This window comes from Nocardioides salsibiostraticola (assembly GCF_054783655.1).
Genome location: NZ_BAAGQD010000026.1, coordinates 180,198 through 192,328, shown reverse-complemented (window position 1 = coordinate 192,328; position 12,131 = coordinate 180,198). Strand labels below are relative to the sequence as shown.

At 70.2% G+C, this 12,131-nt stretch carries 9 protein-coding genes; 2 read left to right on the top strand and 7 right to left on the bottom strand.

What is annotated here, in order from left to right; translation table 11 throughout:
* Positions 1-36: 36 nt before the first annotated feature.
* The 7 genes from trxA to ACYVLV_RS15405 all read right to left on the bottom strand — a co-directional run bounded on the left by trxA (position 37) and on the right by ACYVLV_RS15405 (position 9,227).
* Positions 37-363 (bottom strand): thioredoxin, encoded by a 327-nt coding sequence (gene trxA, locus ACYVLV_RS15435; protein WP_460811298.1) that lies wholly within the window; start codon positions 361-363, stop codon positions 37-39.
* 99 nt (positions 364-462) lie between these two features.
* Positions 463-1,464, bottom strand: coding sequence for a thioredoxin-disulfide reductase (gene trxB / locus ACYVLV_RS15430; RefSeq protein WP_460811297.1), 1,002 nt, complete (start codon positions 1,462-1,464; stop codon positions 463-465).
* Between the two features lie 156 nt (positions 1,465-1,620).
* Positions 1,621-2,394 (bottom strand): hypothetical protein, encoded by a 774-nt coding sequence (locus ACYVLV_RS15425; RefSeq protein ID WP_460811296.1) that lies wholly within the window; start codon positions 2,392-2,394, stop codon positions 1,621-1,623.
* Between the two features lie 33 nt (positions 2,395-2,427).
* On the bottom strand, positions 2,428-3,201 hold the full coding sequence (gene sigM, locus ACYVLV_RS15420) for an RNA polymerase sigma factor SigM (RefSeq protein WP_460811295.1): 774 nt from the start codon (positions 3,199-3,201) through the stop codon (positions 2,428-2,430).
* Positions 3,198-5,231: a protein kinase family protein gene (locus ACYVLV_RS15415; RefSeq protein ID WP_460811294.1), complete on the bottom strand. Its 2,034-nt coding sequence runs from the start codon at positions 5,229-5,231 to the stop codon at positions 3,198-3,200. The genes sigM and ACYVLV_RS15415 overlap by 4 nt, the downstream gene beginning before the upstream one ends.
* Before the next feature lie 100 nt (positions 5,232-5,331).
* Positions 5,332-6,996 (bottom strand): murein biosynthesis integral membrane protein MurJ, encoded by a 1,665-nt coding sequence (gene murJ, locus ACYVLV_RS15410; RefSeq protein ID WP_460811293.1) that lies wholly within the window; start codon positions 6,994-6,996, stop codon positions 5,332-5,334.
* The gene (locus ACYVLV_RS15405) at positions 6,993-9,227 is read right to left on the bottom strand and encodes a DUF6049 family protein (protein WP_460811292.1); all 2,235 of its coding nucleotides are present in this window, start codon (positions 9,225-9,227) and stop codon (positions 6,993-6,995) included. Before ACYVLV_RS15405 ends, murJ begins: the two co-directional genes overlap by 4 nt.
* 299 nt (positions 9,228-9,526) lie before the next feature.
* On the opposite strand from ACYVLV_RS15405, the gene ACYVLV_RS15400 reads away from it, so the two are divergent.
* Together ACYVLV_RS15400 and ACYVLV_RS15395 are read left to right on the top strand one after the other, a co-directional pair.
* Positions 9,527-11,002, top strand: coding sequence for a CCA tRNA nucleotidyltransferase (locus ACYVLV_RS15400; protein ID WP_460812222.1), 1,476 nt, complete (start codon positions 9,527-9,529; stop codon positions 11,000-11,002).
* A 10-nt stretch (positions 11,003-11,012) separates the two neighbouring features.
* Positions 11,013-12,005, top strand: coding sequence for a 1-aminocyclopropane-1-carboxylate deaminase/D-cysteine desulfhydrase (locus ACYVLV_RS15395; RefSeq protein ID WP_460811291.1), 993 nt, complete (start codon positions 11,013-11,015; stop codon positions 12,003-12,005).
* The last annotated feature ends 126 nt before the right edge of the window (positions 12,006-12,131 follow it).

The window sequence follows — 12,131 nt, the reverse complement described above, 5'->3', positions numbered from 1 at the left end:
TCAGGCTCGACCGAGAGGTCGATCAGGCCAGGTCGATCAGGCCAGGAACTCCTCGAGCTCCTTGAGCAGGGCAGCCTTCGGCTTGGCGCCGACGATGCTGCGGACGACCTCGCCGCCCTTATAGACGTTGATGGTCGGGATGCCGGTGACGCGGTACGACGCCGGGGTGACCGGGTTCTCGTCGACGTTCATCTTGTAGAACGTCATCTTCTCGCCGTTGGCGCCGGCGATCTCGTCGAGGATCGGGGAGACCTGACGGCACGGACCGCACCATTCGGCCCAGAAGTCGACGAGAACGGGCTGCTCGGCCTTGAGGACCTGCGCCTCGAACTCTGCGTCGGTGACGGGTGACATGTTGCCCATGGTGATTCCTAACTGTGGTTGTCGTGCTGGGATGTTGCGGGATGGATTGGCTCGGGTGGGACCGGGGTTGTTCGGGGTTGTTCGGGGGTGGTGCTGCGCTCAGGCGTTGACGGGCTGGGTTTCGGCGACCTCGCGGTCGGTGTCCTCGGCCGAGCCCGCGGTGGAGGCGGCGTGGTCGAGGTCGGCGAGGTACCGCTCGGCGTCCAGGGCCGCGGAGCAGCCGGTGCCAGCGGCCGTGATGGCCTGGCGGTAGTGGTGGTCGACCAGGTCGCCGGCCGCGAAGACGCCGGCCAGGTTCGTGGACGTCGAGGGGTGGTTGACCAGGACGTAGCCCTCGACGTCGAGGTCGATCTGGCCCGCGAGCAGTTCCGAACGCGGGTCGTGACCGATGGCGATGAACAGTCCGGTGGCGTCCAGGGGACTGGTCTCACCGGTGACGGTGTCGCGCAGGGTGAGGCCCTCGAGGCTCTCCTCGCCGTGGATCTCGGCGATCTCGGAGTTCCACACCATCTCGAGCTTCGGGTCCGCGAACGCGCGCTCCTGCATGATCTTGGAGGCCCGCAGTTCCCCGCGGCGGTGGATCAGGGAGACCTTGGAGGCGAACCGGGTCAAGAAGGTCGCCTCCTCGATCGCGGAGTCGCCGCCGCCGACGACCGCGATGTGTTGGTTCTTGAAGAAGAACCCGTCGCAGGTGGCGCACCAGGACACGCCGCGACCGGACAACTCGTCCTCCCGCGGCAGATCCAGCTTCCGGTAGGACGAACCGGTCGCCAGGATGATCGAGCGGGCGGTGTAGGTGTCGGTGGCCGTCTTCACGGTCTTGACGTCGCCGGTCAGGTCGACCTCGATGATGTCGTCGGAGATGATCTCCGCGCCGAACCGCTCGGCCTGGGCGCGCATCTCGTCCATCAGGGCGGGACCCATGATGCCGTCACGGAAGCCGGGGAAGTTCTCCACCTCGGTGGTGTTCATCAGCGCGCCGCCGGAGGTGACCGAGCCTTCGAACAGGAGAGGCTCGAGACTGGCTCGGGCGGCATACACGCCGGCGGTGTAGCCGGAGGGGCCGGAGCCGATGATGATCACATTGCGAAGGTCAGGCATCACACGTCACTTTCGGTGGGGTACGACGGCCTAACGGCACGTTCTGCCAGATCATTCCCGATCGGTCAACGTGGGGACCGCTCAGGGGCGCCGCCATGCGGACCTGTGCCGGACGCGCGACGGGCGTGTGACGCACCAGACGAGCTGTGGAACGGCTCAGCGACCCGTCGCGAAGGAGAGCGAGCGAACGATGTCGCCGGTGCCGCACTGGAGTACGTCGACGACCTGCGTCTTGCCGATGGGTGTGCGCAGGGCAAGCACGTTGGGGGTTCCCCCGTAGTAGATGGGGATCAGCCGTCCGCGCCCCCAGGCCGCCGGGGTGCACACGAAGTCGCCCACGAGGCTCAGCCCCGGGCCCAGCTCGGCGTCGGCGAGGTCGAGGTACCCGCTCTCGGAGACCGCCGCGCCACGGGCTGCCCGCATCACGCGCTGGACGGCCTGGTTCAGACCCCCACCGCCCAGAGCGATGGCGTACGACGCGGACTTGGTCGTGCGCTGGGTGTCCTGGTCGGCCGATGCTTCCGGGGCCGCCGCGAGGGGCGCCTCGAGGTCGCCCAGCGGGTCGGTGGCTCGGGTTCGGTCGGGCACGTCCTGCGAATCGGTGGCGCCGGCGTCCGCACTTGCCTCGAGGGCGGTCGTGGGGGCCGCGTCGGGTTCGGGTTCGTCGACGATGGCGTTGATCCCGATCCCGGCCACGACGACTGCTGCCGCGGCGAGCAGCAGACGCGACACGTTCCGGCGTCGGCGTCGGGTCAGGTGGTCGACGACCGGTTCTGCGCTCTCGCCGGGCACTCCCTCCAGCCCGTGCAGGACCCCGTCCAGACGGCGTACGACCTCCGGCGGAGTCGGTGAGTCGACTCGGGCGTCGGCCAGCAGTTGCCGCACACGAGCGTCATCCTTCGACGGAAGATCGCGCTCCTGGTCGGTCATCTGCAGTGTTCTCCTGAGGTACTCGGGGGGCGGCTAGGTGCCGGATGGGGTGTCGCTTCGGGTGGGTGGGGCACGTGGTGTTGTCGAGGATGAGACGGGTGAGGTCGACTCGTGGTTCCCGGTCGGGGGGGAGGGTTCGCCCGAAGCTACCTCCAGAAGGTCCCGGAGTTCGACGGCGAGGCGCGCACGCCCTCGCGAACAGCGGGACTTAACCGTACCCGTGGGGCAATCGAGCATCAGCGCCACCTCGGAAACGGGGTAGCCCTCCATGTCCACCAGCACCAGGGCGGCGCGCTGTTCGGGCGGCAGGGTGGCCAACGCCCGCAGCACGAGGCGACGTCGCTCGGCCACCACGCTCAGCTCCGCCGGATCCTGGGACTCGGTCGCCGAGGTGCTGGACGCGTCGCGATCCGGGTGATCCTCGCGATCGTCGGGAAGGGGTTCGGTACGCCGCACCTTCGCCGCGCGCAGCCGGTCCAGGCAGGCGTTGACGACGACGCGGTGAAGCCAGGTGGTGACCTGCGAGTCTCCCCGGAAGGTTTCCGCGCGTCGGTAGGCGGCGATCAGTCCGTCCTGCAGGCCGTCGGCGGCGTCCTCGGGGTTGCCCATGGTGCGCAGCGACACGGCCCAGAGCCGGTCCCGATGACGGGCGAACAGGATGCCGAAGGCCTCGGGCTGTCCGGCCACGTGCGCAGCCAGGAGTTCGGCGTCGGTGGGCCCAGAGTCGGGCCGGTCATCGGGCTGGTTGTCCGGCTCGGCGTCTTGTGGGGCGTCCGGTTGGTCCTCGGGTGGGGCCGGGACGCTCACCTGGAGGCCCCCCGCACCACGACCTCGGCCACGCGGCCGCGGAAGCGGTCCCCGTCCGCCGGAAGGGCGGTGAGCCAGACCACGAGGTATCGACCGGAGGGCGCCGAGTCGGGGGTCAGCACCAGACCCTCCTCGGTCGCCGTACCGGTGCTGATGGGCTCGAGGCCCTCGACGTCGGTGGGCACCTCGTCGGTGAGGTACAACTCGACGTCGGTCGGGGTGCCCTGGAAGAACACCCGGACGTCGGTGACCTCCGTGGTGGCGCCGAGGTCGATGGTCAGACCGACGCCGGTCTTCAGGCCCTGGGGTCCCAGCTGTTCGAAGTACCCCTCGGTCTGCCACACGGTGGAGCGATCCCCGTCGACGGCCAGCGGGGCGAGCTCGGGGTTCTCCTCCGGCACCGGCGTTCCGGCCGGATCGAGGTCGGTGGCCTGGAGTCCGGTCAGGGGCTCCGTGGTGGACGGGTCGGCGCTGGGGGAGGCGCTGTCGGTGGAGGGGTCGGCATCCGGCTCGGCCCCGGGCCCGCGGGTGACCGTGAACGCGACCAGGACAGAGACGGCCAGGACGAGCAGGGCCAACGCGCCGATGCCCAGGCGAACCCAGTTGCGTCCCGGGACCTCGTCCTCGGCCTCGAGCAACGCTCCGGCTCCTGGACCGGCACCGCTCTGCTCGACGGCGCGCTCGGTCGTAGCCCGACTTCCGCCCATGGTCTCCCAGGGCCAGAACCCACGCGGGACCGGCGCAGCGTCGGTGGAGGTGTCTCCGCTGAGGCCGTAGCCCGCTGGCGCGCTGGACAGCGCTTGCTCCGCCTGCGCGCGATCCACCGCGCGTTCACCCAACCGGCGAGGGGTGCGCACGGGTCCGCCGCCCTCGGGGTCGGGGGCGAACAGGGGCCGGGAGGCCGGTTCCTCGAAGGCGGGAGGCGGCTTGGGTCGGCTGGCCCTGGCCTGGAACCACTCGACGTCGTCCTCGTCGTCCCCGAAGATCGGCAGACCCGCCTCGGTGGGACGGTCCTCCTGCAGATCGGACGCTGCAGGCTGGGGTGGCGGCTGGGCCGGTGTTTGGGCCGGTGTTTGGGCCGCAGACTGGCTCGACGGCTGGGCCGGTGTGTGGGTCGGGGCCTGGGGCGGGGCTTGATTCACTGCCTGGCCTGGCTGATGCAGGGTGGCGATCGCGCTCGCGGCCAACTCAGGGGCGGCGGGCAGGACGACCTGGTCGGGTTCCCGGCGGTCCGGGCAACTGGCCAACAGGGCGGCGGGAATCCCGGCCGGGTCGCCGACGTACTCGGTGAGGTAGTCGCGGATCCCGGCGGCGGTTGTGATGTCACCCAGATCGCGTCGACCCAGGTGCGGGTGGAGGACGGCGTCACAAAGGACGTCGAGAGGCCGGGGGACCCCGGCGCGGACCCGTCGTGGGCGCAGGACCTGGTGATGCTCCGTGGGTGCCGGCGGAACGACCGACTCCGAGGGCCCGCCCCATCGGGTGGTCAGGGCGCAGTAGAGGAGGCCGGCCAGGTCGAGGACGTCGTTGCCCGGTCGGTCCAACGTCAGGCCCCGCAGGGCGGCGTCGACCCCATGGCCGATGATCCGGATCTCACCGTGCTGGTCGACCAGGATGTTCTCGGGGACGAGGTGCCCGTGCGGCACGTTCTGGGAGTGGGCGGTGGCCAGTGAATCGGCGACCTCGGCCACGAGCCAGGCGGCTCGTCGCGGTCCCAGGGGTCCGCGACTGATCAGCAGGTCGAGGGAGGTGCCGCTTCCCCACTCGTTGACGACGTAACAGACGCCCTCGGTCACTTCGGCGTCGAGCACTCGCAGCAGGCGGGCGTCCTGGACGGTGGCCGAGGAGCGAGCCGCCTTGAGCAGGGCCGTGGAGCGACGGTCCTGGGCGTCGAGGATGTGCAGCGCGACGGTGCGTTCCAGGACCTGGTCGTGGGCACGCCAGAATCGCCCGCCCCCGGTTTCGGTGAGCAGGTCCACGAGCCGATAGCGACCGGCGAGCACGTCGCCGGGTCGAATCGCCTGTCGCACACCGGTCCTCTCGATGGCCTTGCCCTGTGGGATCACTGTAAACGGATTGACCGGTGGCTGGGGGAGCAAACGGCCGATGTATCGCCCTTCGATCCGGGGCTCATCGACGCAGGCGTGCAGGAAGGCGGTCGGTGACCATCGTGATGATGGAGGTGACCTCGTGCAGGCGTACGGCCCGGGCGAGCAGGACGAAGGCGACGAGGTCGACCGCCGCGATCACCCCTGTGCGCAGGATCGCGACGGGGAAGGTCGCCTCACCGGTCAGGTGGCGCAGGAGCAGGGCGGTGGCCAGGGCCAGGCCCGTGGATCCCCCGACGACCAGCAGCAGTCGGGCCATGAATCGGACCAGCCTGGGTGTCTCGAGCCCACCGAGCCGGTGCCGCAGGACGGCGTAGGAGACCGCAGAGCCCACGACGTACGACGCGGTGTAGGCCAGGACCAGGGCCGGCGCGGTGAACGCGGCATCGGTCAGCGCGACCAGGGTGAGCGCCATGACGATGTTCGTGCCCGCCACGGCGCACTGGATGAAGAAGACCGTGCGGGTGTCCTCGAGGGCGTAGAAGCCCCGCAGCATCAGGTAGTGCAGGGTGAAGAAGATCAGCCCGGCCCCGAACAGGGAAAGGGTCGGCACGTAGCGGGGGTAGGTCTCCGCGGCGGCGAGGTAGCCCCAGATCAGCTTGGCCAGGTCCGGGGCCAGGAGTGGCAGCAGCGCCGCGAAGGGTACGACGACCGCCATCGCCGAGCGCACCGACGAGGCCAGGGAGCGGGCCACGGCGGCGTAGTCGTTCTCGGCGGCCAGCGCGGAGAGGCGGGGCATCACCGCGGTGGCCAGGGAGACGGTGATGATCGAGTGCGGAACCATCACGATCAGGAACGCGCCGGCGTAGATCACCGTGCCGGTGCCGTCGTTGCTCTCCGCGGGTCCACCGGAGCCCAACCGCACCACCACGACGTAGGCGATCTGGTTGACGATGATGAACAGCACCGTCCACAGACCCAGGCGCAGGGTGTGGCCCAGGCCGGTGTTGCGGAAGTCGAAGCGCGGTCGATAGGTGAAGCCCGCGGACTTCAGGTAGGGGATCAGGATGAGGAACTGGGCCACGATCCCCAGGGTCGAACCGATACCGAGGAGCAGTTCCTCGTTGGTGCTGTACGCCGCCGTCTGCTCGGCGGTCGTCGCGGCCCCGAAGACGAACAGGTAGGTCACCAGGACCAGGATCGCGATCACGTTGTTCGCGATCGGGGCCCACATCATCGGCCCGAACCGCTGTCGGGAGTTCAGGATCTGCCCGACCAGGACGAACATGCCGTAGAAGAAGACCTGCGGCAGGCAGTAGCGGGCGAAGTCGATGGCCGACTGACGTTGTTCGACGAGCTCGGGTCCGGAGTACTCGCCGTTGAGCAGGACGGCCATCACCAGCGGTGCCGCCACGACCAGGGCCGCGGTGGCGACCGCCAGGAACAGACCGGCCAGGGTGATGATCCGGTTGGTGTAGGCCTCGCCCCCGTCCTCGTCGTTGCGCATCGCGCGGACCAGTTGGGGCACCAGCACGGCGTTGAAGATCCCGCCCGCCAGCAGGATGTAGAGCATGTTCGGGATGGTGTTGGCGATGTTGAACAGCTCGGCGTGCACCTGGACGCCGAGGGCGGCGGCCAGCAGCGCCGATCGGACGAACCCGCTGGCGCGGGACACGATGGTCCCGGCGGCCATGACGGCGGTGGAGGCGAGGATCTTCTGGTCGTCGGTCTGATCCGATGTCGTCATGGGGCTGCCGTTTCGGGAGTGTGGGCCTGACGTCGGGTGGCGGCCCGTTCGCCGCGTACCCGGCGGAAGAGACGTACGCCGATGGCTCCGAACAGCAAGATCGCGCCGGAGCCCATGATCACCCAGATCACCCCGCTGACCTGCGCTGATCTGATCGGCAGCGAGTCGCTGCTGCCCAGGAGGTTCCCGGCGGAGTCGGTCAACATCAGCTCCACGTTGTGCACCCCGGCGTCGGCGGAGAACGCGGTGAGGTTGACCGAGGTGCGAGCGCCCGGGGCCAGGAGGATGGGCGGGACCGGGTCGATGGTGATCGCGCCGTCCTGTGCGACGGCCCGGATGTCGACGGTGACGGGCTGATTGAGCTTGTTCTCCACGATCGCGCCGAACTCCCCGCTGTCACCGGTCAGGGTCACGCCCGAGGGTGCGGTGATCTCGACCGAACGCAGACGTCCCTCGATCCAGGCCTTCGACACCAGCGCCGCGGTGCGCGCCTTCGCGGGAGCCTGGCGGGCGCCGTACGACAGTGAGGTGAGGGCCTGGTCGGCCACCGCGACCCCGATCCGGTCGTTGCGGGTGAGCAGGTTCTGCAGGCTCGCCCCGGCCTGGGCCAGCTCGGTGGCGGTTTGGAAGCTGGCTCGGTCCAGTTCCCGGCGACTCTGGGAGTCCGGGTAGACCAGGTCCTCGGCGTCGCGGGGTGATCCGTTGCGGGCGGTGGCGTCAGCCACGGTGGTCAGGTCGAGCCAGTCGACGTCCAGGCCGTTGAAGAAGTCGGCCCCGCCTGCGGGTCGCCACTTGGGGGGCAGCTGAACGACCAGGGGCAGTCGACCGGGACTGAGGAGTCGGACTGCGGCCTCGGAGAGCAGTCGCTGGCGCAGGGCTATGACCCCCAGTGGCCGCTGGGGCCCCGGTCCGCCGGCCGCGACACCGGAGGAGGTGACGGCGATACGACGACCGTCGACCGAGGCGACCCCGGGCACGTCGTCACCGAACATCTCGTCGGTCACCAGGACGGTCTCGTCGCCCACCAGACCGAACCCGGCGGGGTTCAGGTAGCCGGCGGGTGCGGCGATGGCGGGGTTGGGCTCGATGCCGAGCGAGGTGAGCACCCCGCCGGGCCGGTTGCGGGCCCGCTGATAGGCCGCGGGGTCCTGCTCGGCGGCTGCGGCGACGTCGAGGTCGCCGTAGGGGAGGGTGAGGACCTCCGAGTCGGCCAGCGCCTCGTCGAGGCGGTTGAGCCAGGCCTCGGCGTCGGTGGCCGTGGCCTCGATCTCGGGAGGAAGCAGGTCGGGTGCGTCGGTCGGCTCTGCCGGGGGCGGTTCGGGCACGGGGTCACTGCTCGACTCCGAAGGGCCCGGGGTCGATGCGTCGAGATCGCTCGGATCGGCCGTGGTCGGTGCCAGCGATCGGCCCCCGTTGCCGGTGCTGAGACGGCGTACGGCGTCGGGCAGGGCCGGGTCGACCAGCCAACTGACGGGCCGGTCCCCGGCTGCGGCACCGAAGTCGACGGCGGCCCGGAGCCGACCGCCGGGCGCGAGGGCCTTTCCCCAGGCGTCCGGGTCGGCCAGGGAGCCGTTGGGGGCGAAGTCCAGGTAGCGCCGCAGGGGGATGACCAGCGCCGTCTTGAGGGACCCCTGGGTGGACTCGGGGACGTAGGGCAGGAACGTGCGGGCCCGTCCGTCGGCGACCGAGGTCCCGTCTCGCGGGTCGGTCGCGCTGGATCCGATGGCGTGTACGCCGAACCAGTAGACCCCCGCCTCGGTCACGTCGAGCTCCGATCGCGGGATCGCCAGGGAGAAGACCGCGCTCTCACCCGGGGCGATGCGCTCGATCTTGTCCTCGGTGCCCGCGGCGATGATCCGGTCACCGACCCCCTGCTCCGGGTCGGTCTCGGTGGCCTGGGCCACCTCGACGGACGTGGTCATCGGGGCGTCGCCGAGGAAGGAGTAGACGTTGATGTTCTCCCAGTCGACCTCGTCGGCGTTGTGCACCTCGCCGGTCACCCGCAGGATCCCAGAGCGCGGGACGTAGGAGGGGTTGAGCGAGTCGATGGTGATGGTCAGCGGTGGGTCGTACTCCTCGTCGACCGCGGATGCCGCGGCCTGGACGGGCGGGGACGCCTGGCTGGGCGGGACCGGCAGGACCAGGGCCAACAGGAGCAGGGCCAGCAGGAGAGGGGTCAGCAGCAGGGTCAGCAGGGCTCCACGGCGCGCACACCCCACAGCTCTGACCACTCCGCGAGGGTATCGGGCCGGCGTACCGGTATCCCTCACGCTGCACCCCATCCCCCACGAAGTCCGCCAAATGGGGACGCGAAGTCCGTGAAATGGCCCCCCGAAAGCCGTGAAATGGCCCTTGAAGGTCACCGTGGCCCGATCTCAAAGGGCCATTCGGCGAACTTGGTGGGGCCATTTGGCGCACTTCGTGGTGAAGGCGGGGTGGGACCTAGACTCCGGTCGTGCCCGATTCGTCCCCCGCAACGCCCGCTTCGACCGCCACGCCCTCCTCGGGCGGCGTGCGTTCCTCGGGCGGCGTGCCATCCTCGAGCACAGCCCCCGACCCCGCGGCGCTGCCGACCCTCCAGGTCAGTGAGGTGCAGGCCTCGGTGACCCGGGAGTTGGACCGGATCGCCCCGGTGATCGACGAACTGGGCCGCCGCTTCGCCGACGCCGGGCACGAACTTGCCCTGGTCGGCGGGCCGGTGCGCGACGCGATGCTCGGTCGCCAGCACAACGACCTCGACTTCGCGACGTCCGCGCTGCCCGAGGAGACCGAGCGTCTACTCAAGGGCTGGGGACACGGACTGTGGGACATGGGCCGCGAGTTCGGCACGATCGGGGCCCGCAAAGGCGAGTGGATCGTGGAGGTCACGACCTACCGCTCCGAGGTGTACGACGCCACCTCGCGCAAGCCCGACGTCGACTTCGGCGACTCCCTGGACGGCGACCTGGGTCGACGCGACTTCACGGTCAACGCGATGGCGGTCCGGATGCCGGGCCGCGAGGTCGAGGACCCCTACGGCGGGGTGATCGACCTGGCGCACCGGGTCCTGCGGACCCCGGGCACCCCCGAGGACTCCTTCTCCGACGACCCGCTGCGGATGATGCGGGCGGCCCGGTTCGCCGCCCAACTGGGCTTCACCGTCCACCCCGACGTCGTCGCTGCCATGACCGCGATGGCCGAGCGCATCGAGATCATCTCGGCCGAACGGGTCCGTGACGAGTTGGTCAAACTGATCTGCGCGCCGTACCCCCGCCTGGGTCTGACCCTCCTGGTGGAGACCGGGCTCGCCGCCCGGGTGCTGCCTGAACTTCCCGCGCTGGCGTTGGAACGCGACGAACACCACCGCCACAAGGACGTCTACGAACACACCCTGACCGTGCTCGAGCAGTCCATCGAGCTCGAGGGCCGTCTGGGACTGGACGAGCCCGACTTCACCTCGCGCTTCGCCGCCCTGATGCACGACGTCGGCAAGCCCAGGACCCGCCGCTTCGTCGACGACGGGACGGTCACCTTCCACCACCACGACGTCGTCGGCGCCAAGCTGACCCGCAAACGGATGAAGGCGCTGCGGTTCTCCAAGGACCAGACCGAGGCCGTGTCCCACCTGGTCGAGTTGCACCTGCGGTTCCACGGCTACGGCTCGGGGGAGTGGACCGACTCAGCGGTACGCCGCTACGTGCGTGACGCCGGAGACCAGCTGCCCCGCCTGCACATCCTCACCCGGGCCGACTGCACCACGCGCAACCAGCGCAAGGCCGATCGTTTGCGCCGCACCTACGACGAGCTCGAGAAGCGGATCGAGAAGCTGTCCGAGGAGGAGGAGCTCAACTCGATCCGGCCCGACCTGGACGGCAACCAGATCATGGAGATCCTCGGGCTCGGCCCCGGCCGTGAGGTCGGCATGGCCTACAAGCATCTGCTGGAACTGCGGATGGATCGCGGGCCGATGACCCAGGACGAGGCACGCGAGGCCCTGACGGCCTGGTGGGCCGACCAGCAGCCGTGAGCCAGAAGTCATGAGTAGGGCCTCGAGTCTGGCGCAGCAGTGCCCCGAGTTGGGTCACCTCCGGTTGGGCTCCGCCCCCACGCCGGTGCGGCCGCTGGATCTGGCGTGGCCCGACGACCTGGAGGTCTGGGTCAAGGACGAGTCGGTGTTCGGTGACGGTGCGTGGGGCGGCAACAAGGTCCGCAAACTGGAGTGGATCCTGCCTGAGGCGCTCGCGCGCAAGCAGCGTGGAGGCACCGGGACGCTGTTCACCGTCGGAGGGATCGGCACCCACTGGGGCCTGGCCTGCGCGTTGTACGCCGCGGACGCCGGCCAGGGACAACTCAGAACCGTCCTGGGGTTGGTCGATCAGCCGGTCGACGACCACGTGCGCGAGCAACTGACCCGCCTCGAGGCCTCCGGCGCCACGATCTACCGCTATCCCACCGCCCGACGGCTCAAACTGGCCGCGCCGTGGATCCTGGCCCGGCACCGACCGTGGTACCTCCCCGCCGGGGGATCGAACCCGATTGGCACCCTGGCCTACGTCGACGTCGCCTTCGAGATCGCCGACCAGGTGGCCGCCGGGGAGCTGCCGGAGCCGGGCACCATGGTGGTGCCCGTCGGGTCCGGGGGCACGTACGCCGGCCTGGTCCTGGGCCTGCGTCTGGCGGGTCTGCGAACCCGGGTGCTCGGAGTGGTCGTCAACGACATGGTGCCGCTCGACGCGCGCACGATGGCTCGGCTCGCCAACCGGACCGGCCGGCGCCTCCGCGACCACGGCATGACCGGGGTGCGCGACGTACGCCCCGAGGAGCTGGACCTGCGCGGGGACTGGCTGGGGGAGAAGTACGGCGACCCCACTCCCGCCTCGGTCGCCGAAGTGGCCCGCGCGGCAGAGATCGGGCTCGAGATCGAACCCGTCTACACCGGCAAGGCCCTCGCGGCGATCCGGGATCTGGCGCGATCCCCGGCACCGTTCCCCGGCCCGGTCTTGTGGTTGAACACCCACGGTCCGCGCTGATCCCGAGGCGCGCGAGGCCCTGAGGGCCTGGTGGGCCGACCACCAGGCATGAGCCTGGCGCACTGCTCACCGGATCTGGCCGCCCATCTCTGACCGGGATAGGCTCCGACGGTCGCCACCCGGGGT